We start from the raw sequence: 16,666 nt of genomic DNA on the forward strand, positions 1-16,666 counted from the left end.
GGCCCCGCCGGACCCGCGGGCGCAGCGCACCCCGATCAGGCAGGATGGGGTCAGCGGTGGGGATCGCCAGCCAAACGGGGGTCAATGTCGTGAAACGGAAGTCGCTGCTGCTCTGTGTGTGCCTCGCCCTCATGGGACTCGGCGTCGCGACGCCGGCCGTCGCCGGCGCCCGGCCGACGGCCTCGTCGCCGTGCGGTCAGACCCGGATCGCGCCGGTCTACCAGCACGTCATCTGGGTCTTCATGGAGAACCACAGCTACGACACGATTATCGGGTCGCCCGACGCGCCCTACGCGAACACGCTGGCGAACGAGTGCGGCCTCGCGACGAACTACCACAACATCACGCACCCGAGCCTTCCCAACTACATCGCCGCGACGAGCGGACTGCCGATGACGACGGTCAGGAACAAGTTCGCGTCGGACTGCACGGTGTCGAAGACCTGCCGCACGGCCGCGCCGAGCATCTTCGGGCAGGTGTCGTCGTGGAAGGCGTACGAGGAGTCGATGCCCTCGAACTGCTCCGTCACCAACAGCGGCAACTACGCGGTGCGCCACAACCCGCCGCCGTACTTCCGGACGCTGAGCGGATGCTCGACCAACGACGTCCCCTACACGAGCCTGTCGACCGACCTCGCGAACAACACGTTGCCGGCGTTCTCGTTCATCACGCCCAACCTCGTCGATGACACGCACAACGCGGGCGTGGCCACCGGCGACGCATGGTTGTCGACGAACCTCCAAGCGATCTTCGACAGCCCCGCGTACGCGGCCGGGACCACCGCCGTCGTGCTGACGTGGGACGAGGGCGAGGGCGGCACGAGCAACGACTGCGCGCGGAACACGACCGACATCGGCTGCCACATCGCGGCGATCGTGGCCAGCCCCAGCACGAAGGCCGGGACCAAGTCGGCGAAGCTCTTCAACCACTACTCGCTGCTGCGCACGACGGAGGATCTGCTCGGCGTGCCGCCGCTCGCCAAGGCGGTCACGGCGAAGAGCATGGCGAAGGCCTTCAACCTCTAACCGACTGCGCGCGTCGCTCGGCTGCCATGCTCGGCTCGTGCCCAACGATCCGGACGAGCTGATCACGGCGGCCGAGCGCGCGCCGATCGAGGGATGGGACTTCTCGTGGCTCGACGGTCGGGCCACCGAGGAGCGACCGCCGTGGGGCTACACGCGCATGGTCGTGCCGCGACTCGAGCGCGCACGCGCCGTGCTCGATGTGCAGACCGGTGGGGCCGAGGTGTTCGCCGAGGTTCTCGACCGCGCGACGCAGCGTCCGGGCACGATCGCCGCGACCGAATCGTGGGCACCGAACCGCGCGCTCGCGACGGAGCGGCTGAAGCGGTTCCGCGGAACCGTCGCGGCCGCGACCGACGACGGCCCGCTGCCGTTCGGTTCGGGTGCCTTGGACCTCGTCATCTCGCGCCATCCCGTGATGACTCGCTGGGACGAGGTCGCGCGCGTCCTCGACCGCGACGGCCACTACTTCGCGCAACACGTCGGGCCGGAAACGAACCGCGAGCTCACGGAGTTCGTCATGGGTCCGCAGCAGCCGGGCGACGCCCGCGCTCCGGAACGCGCGGTCGCCGAGGCCGCTGCGAACGGGCTCGAGCTCGTCGACCTTCGACAGGTGTCGCTGCGAGTCGACTTCTCCGACGTCGGCGCCGTCGTCTACTTCCTGCGCAAGGTCATCTGGACCGTGCCCGACTTCACCGTGGAGCGGTACCGCGATCGACTCGTGGACCTGCACGCGCGGATACGCGACGACGGGGTGTTCACGTCCCACGCGCAGCGTTTCCTCATCGAGCTCCGCAAGCGGTAGTCCGAAGGCGCGCGCAGCGTCGACGCATCCAACCAACTCGCTCCCACGCGGCGAGGGGAGCGACGGAGGAGCGCAACAAGCTCGCACGAGCGGCGAGCGCTCGCGGGCCGGGTATCCGGGCCCGCAGCGAGCGCGACCGACAATTACGCGATGCAGTCGGGGCCGAACGCGATACGCAGCTCGGCGAACAGGTCGGTGCGAGGATCGCACGCGAACTCGTCGCCGAGCTTCAGCACCGTCTCCTTCTCCGCGCTCACGAGGTGCACGAAGAAGGGACTGTCGCCGGGGTGCGCGCGCAGGATCTCGTGCAAACGGTCGACCTTCGGCCCGGTGAGCACACCCGGCCGCACGCGTAACCGCACGGTCGGCCCCGAGTCGAGCACGATCTCGGGCCGGGTGATCTCCATCGCGATGATCTTCGGCGTGTCCTCGCGCCCGTCGACGCGCCCCTTGATCGTGATGATCGCGTCGGACGCGAGCAGCTCGCCGTACTGCTGCATCGTCTTCGGGAACACCATCACCTCGACGGTCGCGCCGAGATCCTCGAGCACGAGCGTCGCCATGAGGTCGCCGCGCTTCGTGTACTTCCGGTTGAGCCCGCTCACGATGCCGGCGACGACGCGCATCGATCCGTCGTCGAGCTCGAGCAACTCCGCGATCGTGCAGTCGGCGAGGCGCGAGAGCACGCGTCGCGCGCCGAGCAGCGGATGGTCCGACACGTACAGCCCGAGCATCTCCTTCTCGAACGCGAGCTGCTGTCCCTTGTCGAACTCGACGTCGGGGATCGGCAGGCGTTCGTCGAAGACCTCGGTACCGCCGGCGGCCTCGGGCGCGAGGTCGAAGAACGACAGCGTGCCCTGGTCGCGCTCGCGGCGGCGCTTGAGGATGCGGTCGACGATCTGCTCGAACACGAGCAGCAGTCCCTGGCGCGGATGGCCGAGCGCGTCGAACGCGCCGGCCTTGATCAACGACTCGATCGTGCGCTTGTTCAGCGCGAGCGGGTCGACACGTTCGCAGAAGTCGTAGAAATCGGTGAAGGGCTCGCCCTCGCGGCGCGCAACCAGGATGAGCTCGGCGACCCCCTCGCCGACGTTCCGCACCGCCGAGAGTCCGAAGCGGATCGCGCCGCCCGCCCCGATCGCGGGATCGAGGCGCACACCGAAATCGCTCTCGGACTCGTTGACGTCGGGGATGAGGACCGGCACGTCCATCTGCCGACACTCGTTCAGATACACCGCGGCCTTGTCGAGGTTCGTCTTGACGCTCGTGAGCAGCGCGGCGAAGTACTGGATCGGATAGTTCGCCTTGAGGAACGCGGTCTGGTACGTGACGAGCCCGTACGCGACGGTGTGCGATTTGTTGAACGAGTAGTCGGCGAAGGGCTCGATCTTGTCGAAGTAGGCCTCCGCGAAGTCTGCGGTGTGGCCGTTGCGCACACAGCCCTCGACGAACTTCGTGCGTTCCTTCGCGATCATCTCGCGGATCTTCTTGCCGGTCGCCTTCCGCAGGTTGTCGGCCTCTTCGAGCGAGTACCCGGCCAGCTTCTGCGACACGTGCATGAGCTGTTCCTGGTACACGACGAGCCCGTACGTCGGCGCGAGCACCTCTTCGAGGTCCGGGTGGTCGTACTTCACGGGCCGGCGCCCGTTCTTGCGCTCGGCGTACTCGGTGTGCCAGTTCTGCGCCATCGGACCGGGTCGGTAGAGGGCGCCGACGGCGGAAAGGTCCTCGAACGTGGTGGGCGCGACCGCGCGGAGCAGCGCGCGCATCGGCCCGCCCTCGAGCTGGAACACACCAATCGTGTCACCGCGGCGCAGCAGCTCGAAGGTGGCCACGTCCTCGATGTCGATCGAGTCGACGTCGACCTTGACGCCGGTCGACTGCTCGATGAGGGCGACCGCGATCGAGATGACGTCGAGGTTGCGGAGGCCGAGGAAGTCCATCTTGAGGAGCCCGAGCTCCTCGACGCCGTGCATCTCGTACTGCGTGACGATCGGCGATTCCTCGATCGGTGTGCCCGGCTCCGGCTTGCGTTGCACGGGCAGGTACTCGGTAAGGCGATCGCGCGTGATGACGACCGCGGCGGCGTGGATGCCGTCCTGACGCCGGAGCCCTTCGAGCCCGCGCGCGACGTCGAGGACGCGCCGCGCGTCGGGATCGACCTCGTAGAGATCGCGCAGCTCGCCGGCCATCTTGAAGCCGTCGGCGAACTTCGGCTCCTCTTCGAAGCACGCGCGCAGCGGCGTGTCGCGCCCCATGATGAGCGGGGGCATGAGCTTCGCGACCTTGTCGCCGAGGCCGTACGGATAGCCGAGCACCCGCGCGGCGTCGCGTACCGCGGCGCGCGCCTTGATCGTGCTGAAGGTGACGATCTGCGCGACGTGATCCGCGCCGTAGCGCTGCGCCGCGTAGCGGATCATCTCGCCGCGGTAGCGCGCCTCGAAGTCCATGTCGATGTCGGGCATCTGCTTGCGGCCCGGGTTGAGAAAGCGCTCGAAGAGCAGGTCGTACTTGATCGGGTCGATGTCGACGATGCGCAGGCAGTACGCGACGCACGAACCCGCGGCGCTCCCCCGTCCGGGACCGACGCGGATGCCGTGCGACTTCGCGTAGCGCACGAGGTCCCAGACGACGAGGAAGTACGCCGAGAACCCCATCGTCTTGATGACGCCGAGCTCGTACTCGAGCCGCTCGAGCACGTGCAGCGGTGGCGACTGCCCGTAGCGATCCTTCGCACCCTCCAAGCACAGCTCGCGCAGGTAGGAGTCCTCGTCGTGCCCCTGCGGCACGGGGAACGACGGCAGCACGTCGTTGCCGAACGAGATCTCGGTGTTGGAACGCTCCGCGACGAGCAGCGTGTTGTCGCACGATTCGGGAAGGTCTCGGAAGACGTGGCGCATCTCGGCCGCGCTCTTGATGTAGAAGTCGTTGCCTTCGAAGTGGAAGCGGTTCGTGTCGCTCATGAGCGCGCCGGTCTGCACGCAGAGCAACGCGTCGTGCGCTTCCGCTTCGTTCGCCTCGGTGTAGTGGCTGTCGTTCGTCGCGAGCAGCGGCGCGCCGATCGCGCGTGCGATGTCGAGCAACGGCTTGCTCACGCGCGCGTCGTCGTCGAGCCCGTGATCCTGCACTTCGACGAAGAAGTTGTCCTTGCCGAAGATGTCCTGGAAGCGCGAGGCGGCCTCGAGCGCCTCCTTCTCCTGCCCGTTCAGGATGAGCTGCGGAACGAGACCACCGAGGCAGCCCGTCGTCGCGATCAATCCCTCGTGGTGACGCTCGAACAGCTCCCAGTCGGTGCGCGGCTTGTAGTAGTAGCCGTCGAGATACGCGGCGCTGCTGACCTGGATCAGGTTGTGGTAGCCGATGTTCGATTCCGCGAGCAGCGTGAGGTGGTAGATCTCGTGCTCGGACCGCTTCGGACGGTCGAAGCGCGAGCCGTCGGTGAAGTACGCCTCCATGCCGAGCACCGGCGTGATCCCCGCCTCGCGCGCGGCGCGGTAGAGGTCGAGGACGCCGTACATGTTCCCGTGGTCGGTGATGCCGACCGCGGGTTGGCCGTCGCTGACCGCGGCCCGGATGACGTCGCCGATCCGCGAGGCCCCGTCGAGCATCGAGTACTCGGTGTGGAGATGCAGATGGACGAACGATTTGGGCATGACGGCCGGACTACCGCTCCCTCGAGATCTCCGCTCCCGCCGAGTTATCCACCGCTTGGGGATAACTACAGGCGTGTGATTCGAGCCTAGGCGCGCGCCGACGGCAGGGCAACGGACGACCTGCCTCCCACGCGGCCGAAGGCGAGAGCGGAGCGAGCGAGAAGGATCAGTTCGCCCGGCCCCGCGCCGCGCGCAGCGGCACCCACATCTCCTGGGCGGTGAGGCTGCCGTGGGCCGAGCGCAGCGACCGTTCGCGCGGCAGCGCCGGGTCGACGAACGCGACGGGCTCGCGGGCCGCGAGCACGACGTCGCCGAGGCGGCCGGGGATGCTGCCGGTCGCGCCGGTGCCGAGCCAACCCGCCTCGAGCAGCTCCTTGCGGCTGAGCACCCACGCGACGTCGTCGAGCTTCTCGTGCGCGGCGGCGACCAGGTCGCGCGCTTGGTTCGGCTTCGCGTAGAGGTAGCGGAACCGACCGTCGCCCGCCTGCTTGTCGATCATCGGGTGCAGCTCGTCGATCTCGATCCACGACTCGGGCTCGAGGTGCACCTGTCCGTGGTCCGCGGTCACGAGGAGCGCGGTGTCGGACGGCAGCGCGTCGAGGAGCGCGCCGACGAGCGCATCCGCGGTCGCGAGCTCGCGCGCGTAGAAGGTGTCGTGCAGCCCGTACGCGTGCGCGACCTCGTCGACACCCGGGTAGTAGGCGTACACGAACTTCTCGCCCGCGAGCGCGAGCAACCGGCAGTGCTCGATGAGCGTCGCGACCGTCTTCCACCCGATGAAGATCGAGCCGCGGAGGTGCGCGTCGGAGAAGCCGGTGTCGCGGAACTCGAGTCGCGTCACCACCGGCACCGAACGGCCGAGGAACGCGTCGTGCCGCTGCACGGTGAACGGATCGGGCGCGCGGCGCGCGCTCGACTGCCACCGCAGCACGTTGAGCACGTCGCCGTCGACCAGCATGCGAAAGCCGACGACTCCGTGCTGCGCGGGCGCGAGCCCGGTCGCGATCGACGTGAGCGCGGTCGCGGTCGTCGACGGCACGACGGTCGTGATGCGACCACCCTCCATCGCCGAGAGCTCGCGCAGCACGTCCGGGCGCGCCTCGACCTCGTTCGCGCCGAGCCCGTCGAGGACGAGGAGCACGACACACTTCGCGTCGCGCACCGGCTCGGGCAACCACGGAGCGGGACGGCCGCCGACGAGCGCGGGGATCAGCCCGGCCACCGATGCTCCGTCGAGCTGCGGGAGGACAGGTGCGCCCGCCACCGGCTCCATGGGCCGCAGAGTACGGGTTCGAGCGACCGGCCCGGCGCCAATCCCGGATGGCGTTCTCTACGATGGGGCGGTGAAGGTCTCCACTCGCAGCGACTATGCGGCCCGCGCGCTGCTGTCGCTCGCACTCCACGGCGAGGAACGGCCGACGTCGGTGAAGGAGATCGCCGAACGCACGGGGCTGCCCCAGCCGTACCTCGAGCAGATCCTGCTCTCGGTGAAGGGTGCGGGGCTCGTGCGCTCCAAGCGCGGGGTGGGCGGCGGCTACGTGCTCGCCCGCACACCGGCGGAGATCACGCTCGCCGACGTCGTCGCCGCGGTCGAGGGCCCGCAGCCCGCGCTCGTCGACGACCACGACCACTGCGAGGGCCACTGCGTCCTCCAAGAGGTCTGGGTCGAGCTGTCGGAGGAGACCCGCAAGGTCCTCGACCGCTTCACCCTCGCCGACCTCGTCGTCCGCACCCGCAAGGGACACGCGTGAGCGCGTGAGTGGCCGAGCGCGCGAGCGACGCGAGCAGCGCGACCACGCCCACTCCCATCCCGCGTCACGGAGCGGCGAGCTCAGCGAGCGCGACCAGAATCAGTCGGGCGGACCGAGCGCAGCGAGAACGCCGGTGAGGTCGGGCGGCAACCGGTCGTCGAACGAGATCCGCTCTCCGGTCGCGGGGTGGTCGAACGCGAGCCGGGTCGCGTGGAGGAACGGCCGGCGCAGCGGGATCGAGTCGCGCACGCCGCGATAGGTCGCGTCGCCGACGATCGGATGACCGATCGCCTCCATGTGCACACGGATCTGGTGCGTGCGCCCGGTCTCGAGCCGGCACGACAGGCGCGCGACGACCGGCGTCGACCAGGTCTGCTCGACGTCGTACGCGGTGCGCGCGGCGCGACCCTCCGCGCGCACGGCCATGCGCGTGCGTCGCGCTTCCGAACGCCCGATCGGCGCGTCGACGACACCGCGGCGCGCGTCGGGCACGCCCCACACCAGCGCGTCGTACACGCGCTCGACGCTGCGCCCTGCGAGCTGCTCCACCAGCGAGTCGTACGCGCGCGCCGAACGCGCGACGACCAACAACCCGCTCGTCTCGCGATCGAGCCGGTGCACGATGCCCGGTCGCGTGCGATCGCCGACGTCGACGATCTCGGGATAGCGCGCGAGCAATCCCGACACGAGCGTGCCGTGCTCGTTCCCGGCACCCGGATGCACGACCAGACCGACCGGCTTCGCGACGACGATCACGTCGGCGTCTTCGTGCGCGACGACGACGTCGACCGCTTCCGCTTCCGGCAGCGCGTCGACGGCGGGTTCACCGCGCACCTCGATGACGTCGCCCGATTCGACCCGCCGGCTCTTCGGGACACGCGCACCGCCGACGACGATGTCGCCCGATTCGAGCAGCGTCTGCACGTCGGCCCGGCTCCATCCCGTGAGCAGGGCGACGACCCGGTCGACGCGCTCCCCCGCGAGCTCGTCGGGAACGACGACCTCGGTCACGCCGCCGCCGGAGCAGAAGGCGAGGACGGATCGGGGGGATCGGAGAGATCGGATACCGCACGCGGCGGGAACAACGCGCGCAGGACGAGCAGCACCGCGCCGATCGTCACGCACGAGTCGGCGAGGTTGAACACCGGCCACCATCCGACCTGCACGAAGTCGACCACGTGCCCGCGGAAGAAGCCCGGCGAACGCGCGATCCGGTCGCCGAGGTTGCCGAGCGCGCCGCCGAGCAGCAGCACGAGCGCCCACAGCGTGACGCGGTCCGACTCACGACGCGCCGCGCGCGCGAGCACGATCGCGATGACGAGCGCGCCGAGCGCGAGCACCGGCGTGAGGTTCTGGAACCGGCTGAACGCGCTGCCGGAGTTGCGCGTCACGAGCAGTTGCACGTGGCTGCCGACGATCTCGTGGGGCTCGAACGACCACCGCGCGACCGCGATGCTCTTCGTCACCTGATCCGCCGCGACGATCAACGCGACGAACGCACCGATCCACGCGACCCGCCGGTACGACGCCGGCGGCGCGTCCGCGTCCGGCGGGTGCGGCCGGCCGGCACCGCTCAGCGTCGCCGCTCTCCCCGCGACTTGCACTTCACGCACTGGTCGGCCCACGGGATCGCCTCGAGTCGGGGCACCGGGATGCGGTCACCGCACACCTCGCAGTAGCCGTAGGTGCCGTCCTCCATGCGCGCGAGCGCCTTCTCGATCTCGTCGACCGTCTGGCGCGCCGCGTTCGACAGCGCGAGATCGCGCTCGCGCTCGACGCTCAGCGTGTCGCCCTCGCCCGACTCCTCGTCGAACTGCGTGTCGCCGGGCTCGCGCTCGTTGGCCAGCGCATCGGCGTCGGCGAGCAGGCCCTCGGCCTGACGAGTGTGATGACCGAGCTCCTCGAGCAGCAGCACCTTCAGCCGTTCCATCGTGCTCGCGGCGACCGCGGGGGTGCGGTGCTTGCGGGCGACGACCTCCGACAGCACCGGACGGCTCGGGGCCGGCTTCGGAACCAACGCGGGCTTGGCCGGCTTCACGGCGACGGGCTTCTTCGCGGGCGCCGGCGCCTTCTCGTTCGCCTTGGCCTTGACCGGCGCCTTCGTCGTGACCTTCTTCGCGGGCGCCTTCGCCGCGGCCTTGGCCGGCGCCTTCGCCGGGGCCTTCTTCGCGGCCGCCTTGACCGGCGCCGCCTTCTTCGGCGGCGCCTTCGTGGCCTTGGCCGCGCTCTTCGCGGGCTTCGACGGCTTCGCGGCGGGCAACTTCCGCGACTTGGTCGCCTTCGAGGCGGTCTTCGCCGCCGGCTTGGCGTTCTTCTTCGGGGCCACCTTTGCGGGCTTCACGACCCGCTTGGCCGCCGCGGCCGCCTTGGCGACCGTGCGCGCCGGCTTCGCCGCCACCTTCGCCGCCTTGGAGACGGCGCTCGTCCGGCGTCCCGATGCGGTCGCCCCGGTCGTGCGCGTTTCCTTGGCCATCAGCGAACTCCCTCTCCCTCGGCGCTCGCGGCGCGACCCGCGGCCAGCCCGGCAGGGCGCGGGATTGTAGCCATGCTCATGTGGGGTCGCGCGCCTTCCCGCAGCGCGCGGAGCGCGGTCGTCAGTACACCCAGACCGCGGTGCCGAAGGGCAGGATGTTGGCGGCCCAGATGAAGTTGATCGCCGGGTTCGACATGCGTACGCAGCCGTGGGACGCCGGATACGGCGGGATCGACGGCGATCCGTGGAAGGCGATGCCGGTCGCCGTGAAGTACCGCGGCCGGAACAGCTCACCGAGCGGCGACATGTGGGGACCGTCGATGGCGCGGAACACCGTGAAGTGACCCAGCGGTGTCTGCGCGGTGTAGCGCACCCCGTCGAGCGTGTAGGCGTTCCCCGAGCCGGTCGACGTGTTGATCACCCACAGCGTGACGCCGTTGTTCTCGATGATGATCACCTGGTGCGCGAGGTCGACCTCGGCGACGTACCCCGACGTCGAGCGGGGCGTGGGCCGCGTCGCGGTCTTGAGCCGCTGACTCGTCTGGATGTCGACGACGCCGGAGCGGGGCAGGCCCTCGACCTTCTGGAACGCGTAGACGGCTTGCTGCGTGGTCGCGCCGTACGACCCCGTCGCCCCGTCGAGCCAGTAGCCGAGCGCGAGCAGATGCTGTTGCAGCGCGACGACCGCGGCGCCGCTCGCTCCGGGTGACAGCAACGGCGTGTCGAACGGCAGCGGAACCGCGAGCATGCGGTAACCGAGCGCGTGCTGCAGACCCGTGATCTGGATCACCTGGTCGAGCGCGGAGACGTGGCCGACGCCGCTGCCCTGGAACGGCGCGTTGCCGAACGAGAAGACACCGCCGTCGCGCGCCGCGAGCCAGTAGCCCGCACCCGTGTACGCGGCGGCCATGCCGATCACCGGCTGGTTCAGGTGCATCGCACCGGTCGATCCGAAGAAGTGCGCGTCGCCGTAGGAGAAGATGCCGCCGTCGCGCGCGACGAGCCAATAGCCGTGGCCGCCCGGCGTCGCGGCCATGCCGACGACCGGCTGGTTCAGGTGGATGGCGCCGGTCGATCCGAAGAAGTGCGCGTCGCCGAACGAGAACACCCCACCGTCGGACGCGAGCAACCAGTAGCCGTTCCCTGTCGGCGTCGGCGTCATCGCGATGATCGGCGCATTGAGGTGCGTCGCGCCCATCGAGCCGAAGAAGCGCGCGTCGCCGAACGAGAACACACCACCGTCGGAGGCAACGAGCCAGTAGCCGTTGCCGCTCGGCGTCGACGACATCGAGATGATCGGCCGGTTCAGGTGGATCGCGCCGGTCGAGCCGTGGAAGCGCGCGTCGCCGTAGGAGAAGACACCGCCGTCCGACGCAACGAGCCAGTAGCCGTGACCGGACGGCGTCGGCGCGGAGCCGACGAGTGGCTGCGCGAGGCGCAGGTTCCTCGTCGATCCGTAGAAGCCGGCGGCGCCGAACGCGAGCACGGTGCCGTCGCCGGCGACGGTCGTCGACGCCGCGGTCGGCGCGGCGGCGGGAGTCGCGGTCGCACGGGTCGACGCGCTCGCGGCGGGCGCGGCGCCGAGCGCGACGGTGAACGACGCGACGGCGAGCGCGCCGGCGGCAGCGAGCGCGGTGAGAACACGAGAACGGCGCGGCAAGTCGAGCAGCACTGCAGACTCTCCAGAGGGCGAGCCGGACGGGGGCGGCGAGAGTACCGCGAGCGCTTCGGAGCCTGCCGAGCGGGCCGCGATCGCGGCCGGAACGATCTCCGGGAGCGGGACGGTCGCGTTCTAACCTGCGGTCATGTTCCAGCCCGTCGGCCCGTTCGACCTCGTCGCGCTCGAGCACGAGGTGTTGACGCGCTGGCGGGAGCACGACGTGTTCGCCGAGAGCCTCCGCCGCCGCGAGGGCTCGTCGGAATGGGTCTTCTACGAAGGCCCGCCCACCGCGAACGGGCGCCCGGGCATCCACCACGTCTGGGCCCGCCTCTTCAAGGACGTCTTCCCGCGGTTCCGCACGATGCAGGGCCACCACGTCGCGCGGAAGGGCGGCTGGGACTGCCACGGCCTGCCCGTCGAGGTCGAGATCGAGAAGGAGCTCGGCCTCACGAGCAAGCACCAGATCGAGGACTTCGGCATCGAGGCGTTCAACCAGCGCTGCCGGGAGTCGGTGCACCGCTACGTCGAGGACTGGGGCAGCCTCACCAGCCGCATCGGGATGTGGCTCGACACCGCGAACGCGTACTGGACGCTCGACAACGAGTTCATCGAGACCGTGTGGTGGCTCTTCCACCGTATGTGGGAGCAGGGCGACATCTACGAGGGCGACAAGGTCGTCCCCTACTGCGGCCGCTGCGGCACCGCGCTCTCGAGCCACGAGCTCGGTCAGCCCGACGCGTACCGCGACGTGACCGAGCCGTCGGTCTACGTGCGCTTCCCCGTCGTCGATCGCGACTTCGACCTCGTCGTGTGGACGACGACGCCGTGGACGCTGATCTCGAACGTCGCCGCGGCCGTCGGCCCGGACGTCGAGTACGTGCGCGTGCGCGACCCGCAGGGTGGTCGCGATCTCGTGCTCGCGTCCGCACGCGTCGACGCGGTGCTCGGCGAAGGCGTCGACCGCGTCGAGACGGTCGCGGTGAGCGACCTCGTCGGGCTGCACTACGAGCGGCCGTTCACCGTGCTGCCGATCGAAGCGGACGCGAACCGCGTCGTCGCCGCCGATTTCGTGACCGTCGACGACGGTTCCGGCATCGTGCATCTCGCACCCGCGTTCGGCGAGATCGACCGCGAGGTCGCCGTCGTCGAGCACCTTCCCGTTCTCAATCCGGTCGGGCCCGACGCGCGTTTCGACGCACGCGTCCCGCAACACCGCGGCACGTTCGTGAAGGACGCGGATCCGGCGCTCATCGAGGAGCTCGGCGCGAGCGGCCGGCTCGTCGCCGCAGTCGACTACACGCACTCGTATCCGCACTGCTGGCGCTGTAGCACCCCGCTGATCTACTGGGCGAAGCCCACGTGGTTCGCGCGCACGTCGGCCCACCGCGCCGACCTCCTGCGCGAGAACGAGAGCATCGGCTGGCATCCCGAGCACATCAAGCACGGCCGCTTCGGCAACTGGCTCGAGAACAACGTCGACTGGGCCCTCTCGCGCGATCGCTACTGGGGTACGCCGATCCCGGTCTGGCGCTGCAAGGACTGCGGCCACGACACCTGCGTCGGTTCCGTCGCCGAGCTCGCAAAGCTCGCCGACAGCGACCTGTCGGGACTCGACCTGCACCGCCCCTACGTCGACGACGTCGTCATCACGTGTCCCGACTGCAGTGGTCGCGCGTTCCGCATCGAGCCGGTGCTCGACGCGTGGTTCGACTCGGGCTCGATGCCCGCCGCGCAGTTCCACTACCCGTTCGAGAACAGCGATGTCTTCGAGCGGCGCTTCCCCGCCGACTTCATCTGCGAGGCGATCGACCAGACGCGCGGTTGGTTCTACTCGCTGCTCGCGGTGAACACGCTCGTGTTCGGGCACACGCCGTACCGCAACGTCGTGTGCCTCGGGCTGCTGCTCGACCAGGACGGCCAGAAGATGTCGAAGTCGCGCGGGAACGTCATCGACCCGCGCACGATCCTCGAGAGCCGGGGCGCCGACGCACTGCGTTGGAACATGTTCTCCGTCGGCTCACCGTGGGTGCCTCGGCGCGTGAACGTCGACAACATCGACGAGTCGACGCGGCGTTTCCTCATCACGCTCTGGAACACCTACTCGTTCTTCGTCACGTACGCGCGACTCGACGGTTGGGAGCCCGAGGCGTCCGACGCCGCGGTAGCCGATCCGACGCACGTGCTCGACCGCTGGGTGCGGTCGCGTCTCGACGCGACCGTCACTGCGGTGACCGACGCGCTCTCGTCGTTCGACGCGCTGAGCGGCGCGCAGGCGCTCGAAGAGTTCGTGAGCGAGCTGTCGAACTGGTACGTACGCCGCTCGCGCCCGCGCTTCTGGAAGTCGTCCGACCCCGCCGCGCACACGACGTTGCACGAATGCCTGCGCACGGTCACGTTGCTGCTCGCGCCGTACTGCCCGTTCGTCGCCGACGAGATGTACGCGAACCTCGCGTCGACCTCCGAGTCCGTGCACCTCGCCGACTGGCCGGTCGCCGACGCGAGCCGGCGCATCCCGACCCTCGACGCGGAGATGGATCTCGCGCGCGCGGTCACGTCGCTGGGGCGATCGGCGCGCGTCGACGCGCGCATCGGTACCCGGCAGCCGCTGCCGCGCGCGTTCGTGGTGCTGCCGTCGCACGTGCGGTTGCGCGACGAAGTCGTCGCCGAGATCGCGACCGAGCTCAACGTGAAGCAGGTCGAGACGGTCGCTTCGCTCGAGGGGCTCCTCGACTACACCGTCGTGCCGAACTTCAAGGCGCTCGGTCCGCGGCTCGGCAAGCTCCTACCGCGCGTGCGCGAGCTCGTCGTCGCGCTCGACGGCGCCGCCGTGCGCCGCGCGCTCGACGAGGAAGGTTCGGTGACGCTCGACGTCGACGGTCAGACGGTGACGCTCGGTCCCGACGACCTCGTCGTGCGCGCCCAGCAGCACGAGGACCTCACGCTCGCGCAGGACGGCGAGCTCGCGGTCGCCCTCGACCTCACGCTCGACGACGCCCTCCGCGCCGAGGGCGCGGCCCGCGAAGTCGTGCGGCTCGTGAACGACCGGCGCAAGGCCGACCGCCTCGACCTCGCCGACCGCATCCGGCTCACGCTGTACGTCGGCGGCAAGCTCGCCGACGCCCTCCGGACGCACGCCGGGTGGATCGCGGGGGAGGTGCTCGCGGTCGACCTCCAGATCGCCGAGTCCGGCGGCCCCGACGACGACGCCGTCATCGACGGCCAGCCCCTCGCCATCGCCCTGCAGAAGGTCTGACGGAGCCGATACGAAGCAACGGTTCCCGCATCCGCGCGCGAGCGAAGCGAGCAGCGCGCCCTCGCTCGGAGGCTGAGGCGTCAGTCGGGCGAGCCTGCGATCCCGACCGTCAGCGCCGGCGTTTGAAGGCTTCGCGGAACGTCGGCGCGTCCTTCGAGTCGTCCTGATCGAAGAACGCGCGCTCGGAGTCGTCGCGGGGACCGAGCGGTGCGTCGTCGCGCACCGCGTCGCGCAATGACGCGAAGAACGAGTCGTCGTCGAGCGCGGCGGCTTCGCTCGCGGCCTGCTCCTCACCGAAGAGATCGATCGTCGTGCCGTCGCCGTCGCCGTCGCCATCGACGGCGCCCGTGTCGCCCGTGTCCGGCGTCGGCGTGTCCGCGCTCGCAGTGACAACGTCGCTCGGCGCGGACGCGGTCGGCGCGGACGCGGTCGGCGCGGGTTCCGCTTCGCTGTCGTTCGGTCCGCCGCCGCCCGAGCCGACGAGCGGACGCGCCTTGTCGTCGAGATACGCGCGCACGTCGACTTCCATCGTCGCGGGGTCGATCGTTTCGTCGTCGTTGAACGTCGGACGCTCGCCCGGCGCGGCGGCCGAACGCACGCGGATCGATTCGAGGTCGCGTTCGATCGCGTGCAGGTCGGCTTCCATCGCGGTCGTGAGACGGGCGCGGTACTCGGTCTCGAAGTGCTCGAGCCCGTCGACGTCGGTGCTCAACAGCTCACGGCGCGCCTGCAGCTCCTTGATCTCGTGCTCGAGGCGGTGCCGTTCCGACTCGGTCGTGCGGCGCGCTTCGATCGCCGCATCGGCGAGCATGCGCCGACTGCGGGTCTCCGCGTCCTCGACCATCGCGGCCGCCTTCTCCTGCGCCTCCGCGATCGCTTCGTCGGACGCGCGCTGCGCGAGGAGCAGCGTGCGGTGCAACATGTCTTCCGTCTCACCGCGCGAACTGCCGCTCGCACCACCGGACGACTCGCCCTGCGTGCTCAACCGCTCGGTGAGCACGCGCACCTTCTCGCTCATGCCTTCGATGGCGACGGCGGCCCGCTCGAGCAGGTCGTTGACTTCGTCCCGGTTGTAACCGCGAAACGCTTCGCGGATCTCGACATCACGGAGTTCGCGAGGAGTTACGTCCATTCGGACACTGTAACGATCCCACCGCGAGAAGTGGTGGTTCGGCACGGCCGCGCACCGAGTTGCTCGGTTGGTGAGCGATGAACGGCTACCGAATGATTTGGAACAGGATGATCAAGATGAAGAAGAGCACCGTGAACGACAGATCGAACATCCCTGCGGGTGGAATCACGCGTCGCAATGGCGCGAGCAACGGCTCGGTGAGGTCGTGGACGATCTGCAGCACGATCGTGAACGGTGATCCGTGCGCCGGCGGCGGGAACCACGACGACACCGCACGCGCGAGCAGCACCACGAGGTACACGCCGATCAACAGATGCAGGATGTGCGCCACTCGAGCTCCTGGCTTCGACGCGGGGGCGAGCGGCGGTGCGCGCGATCAGGCGCGGTAGAGCCCGCGTGCCTGAAGGCGACCCTTCTCCTCTTGCGACACCTCGACGTCGGACGGCGTCAACAGGAACACCTGATCCGCCGCCTTCTCCATCGTGCCGCCGAGCGCGTAGCAAAGACCGCTCGAGAAGTCGATCAACCGGCGCTGCAGGTCGCGGTCGACACCCTGGAGGTTCAGGATGACGGGCTGTCCGCCCTTGAGGCGATCGCCGACGTCCTGCGCGTCGTTGAAGCCCTCGGGCTCCATCACGTGCACCTTCGCCGCGAGCGTGCGCACGACAGCGGGGCGACTCGTCACGGGATCCGACGGCGCTTCGCGCGGCACGGGCCGCACGACGGTCACGGGACCGACGGGCTCCGGCTGGTGCTGTTGCACCGCGGCGGCGTGCGAACGCGCACCGCGCCCCGCGGCGACGGGCACCGGCTCCTCGTCGAGATACTCGTCGTCGTAGTACTCGTCGTCGCCGTAATCCTCATCCGAGTCGACGAGACCGAGGTACTCCAGAGCCTTGCGGAATGTCGCCATGATT

14 protein-coding genes are annotated in these 16,666 nt (G+C 69.7%); 5 read left to right on the top strand and 9 right to left on the bottom strand.

Annotated elements, in window-relative coordinates:
- Nucleotides 1-89 precede the first annotated feature (89 nt).
- Nucleotides 90-1,025 (top strand): alkaline phosphatase family protein, encoded by a 936-nt coding sequence (locus VH914_15280; protein HEX4492569.1) that lies wholly within the window; start codon nt 90-92, stop codon nt 1,023-1,025.
- Between the two features lie 37 nt (nt 1,026-1,062).
- Nucleotides 1,063-1,827 (top strand): SAM-dependent methyltransferase, encoded by a 765-nt coding sequence (locus VH914_15285; protein ID HEX4492570.1) that lies wholly within the window; start codon nt 1,063-1,065, stop codon nt 1,825-1,827.
- A gap of 143 nt (nt 1,828-1,970) precedes the next feature.
- On the opposite strand, the gene dnaE is transcribed toward VH914_15285, so the two are convergent.
- Complete coding sequence (gene dnaE, locus VH914_15290; protein HEX4492571.1) at nt 1,971-5,480, bottom strand: DNA polymerase III subunit alpha; 3,510 nt, start codon at nt 5,478-5,480, stop codon at nt 1,971-1,973.
- Between the two features lie 166 nt (nt 5,481-5,646).
- On the bottom strand, nt 5,647-6,753 hold the full coding sequence (locus VH914_15295) for an alkaline phosphatase family protein (protein ID HEX4492572.1): 1,107 nt from the start codon (nt 6,751-6,753) through the stop codon (nt 5,647-5,649).
- Between the two features lie 70 nt (nt 6,754-6,823).
- Here VH914_15295 and VH914_15300 point away from each other — a divergent pair, with 70 nt between their 5' ends.
- Nucleotides 6,824-7,231 carry an Rrf2 family transcriptional regulator gene (locus tag VH914_15300; protein ID HEX4492573.1) on the top strand — a complete coding sequence of 136 codons (408 nt, stop codon included), beginning with the start codon at nt 6,824-6,826 and terminating at the stop codon, nt 7,229-7,231.
- 99 nt (nt 7,232-7,330) lie between these two features.
- Here the strand turns inward: VH914_15300 and VH914_15305 are convergent, their stop codons facing one another.
- From VH914_15305 to VH914_15315, 3 genes are read right to left on the bottom strand one after another with little or no spacing between them, the layout of a single operon-like run.
- Nucleotides 7,331-8,242: an RluA family pseudouridine synthase gene (locus tag VH914_15305; protein HEX4492574.1), complete on the bottom strand. Its 912-nt coding sequence runs from the start codon at nt 8,240-8,242 to the stop codon at nt 7,331-7,333.
- The gene (lspA, locus tag VH914_15310) at nt 8,239-8,844 is read right to left on the bottom strand and encodes a signal peptidase II (GenBank protein ID HEX4492575.1); all 606 of its coding nucleotides are present in this window, start codon (nt 8,842-8,844) and stop codon (nt 8,239-8,241) included. Before lspA ends, VH914_15305 begins: the two co-directional genes overlap by 4 nt.
- Complete coding sequence (locus tag VH914_15315) at nt 8,805-9,269, bottom strand: TraR/DksA C4-type zinc finger protein (protein HEX4492576.1); 465 nt, start codon at nt 9,267-9,269, stop codon at nt 8,805-8,807. Before VH914_15315 ends, lspA begins: the two co-directional genes overlap by 40 nt.
- Between VH914_15315 and VH914_15320 the strand changes: the two genes are divergently transcribed.
- The gene (locus VH914_15320) at nt 9,256-9,774 is read left to right on the top strand and encodes a hypothetical protein (GenBank protein HEX4492577.1); all 519 of its coding nucleotides are present in this window, start codon (nt 9,256-9,258) and stop codon (nt 9,772-9,774) included. The genes VH914_15315 and VH914_15320 overlap by 14 nt on opposite strands.
- 51 nt (nt 9,775-9,825) lie before the next feature.
- Here VH914_15320 and VH914_15325 read toward each other — a convergent pair whose 3' ends face one another.
- Complete coding sequence (locus tag VH914_15325; protein ID HEX4492578.1) at nt 9,826-11,376, bottom strand: L,D-transpeptidase family protein; 1,551 nt, start codon at nt 11,374-11,376, stop codon at nt 9,826-9,828.
- 133 nt (nt 11,377-11,509) lie between these two features.
- Between VH914_15325 and ileS the strand changes: the two genes are divergently transcribed.
- Nucleotides 11,510-14,617 carry an isoleucine--tRNA ligase gene (gene ileS / locus VH914_15330; protein HEX4492579.1) on the top strand — a complete coding sequence of 1,036 codons (3,108 nt, stop codon included), beginning with the start codon at nt 11,510-11,512 and terminating at the stop codon, nt 14,615-14,617.
- A 109-nt stretch (nt 14,618-14,726) separates the two neighbouring features.
- Here the strand turns inward: ileS and VH914_15335 are convergent, their stop codons facing one another.
- The 3 genes from VH914_15335 to sepF form a co-directional block, all read right to left on the bottom strand.
- Nucleotides 14,727-15,749, bottom strand: a complete 1,023-nt coding sequence (locus tag VH914_15335) for a DivIVA domain-containing protein (GenBank protein ID HEX4492580.1) — start codon at nt 15,747-15,749, stop codon at nt 14,727-14,729.
- A gap of 85 nt (nt 15,750-15,834) precedes the next feature.
- On the bottom strand, nt 15,835-16,080 hold the full coding sequence (locus tag VH914_15340) for a YggT family protein (protein ID HEX4492581.1): 246 nt from the start codon (nt 16,078-16,080) through the stop codon (nt 15,835-15,837).
- Nucleotides 16,081-16,125: 45 nt separating this feature from the next.
- Entirely contained in the window at nt 16,126-16,662 is a 537-nt protein-coding gene (gene sepF, locus VH914_15345) for a cell division protein SepF (GenBank protein ID HEX4492582.1), read from the bottom strand.
- Nucleotides 16,663-16,666: the final 4 nt, after the last annotated feature.

The organism is Acidimicrobiia bacterium (assembly GCA_036271555.1).
GTDB lineage: Bacteria > Actinomycetota > Acidimicrobiia > IMCC26256 > PALSA-610 > DATBAK01.

Coding starts and splice junctions, on each gene's coding strand:
- dnaE (HEX4492571.1), bottom strand. CDS start 5,480: ATGCCCAAATCGTTCGTCCATCTGCATCTCCACACCGAGTACTCGATG.
- VH914_15295 (HEX4492572.1), bottom strand. CDS start 6,753: ATGGAGCCGGTGGCGGGCGCACCTGTCCTCCCGCAGCTCGACGGAGCA.
- ileS (HEX4492579.1), top strand. CDS start 11,510: ATGTTCCAGCCCGTCGGCCCGTTCGACCTCGTCGCGCTCGAGCACGAG.
- VH914_15335 (HEX4492580.1), bottom strand. CDS start 15,749: ATGGACGTAACTCCTCGCGAACTCCGTGATGTCGAGATCCGCGAAGCG.
- sepF (HEX4492582.1), bottom strand. CDS start 16,662: ATGGCGACATTCCGCAAGGCTCTGGAGTACCTCGGTCTCGTCGACTCG.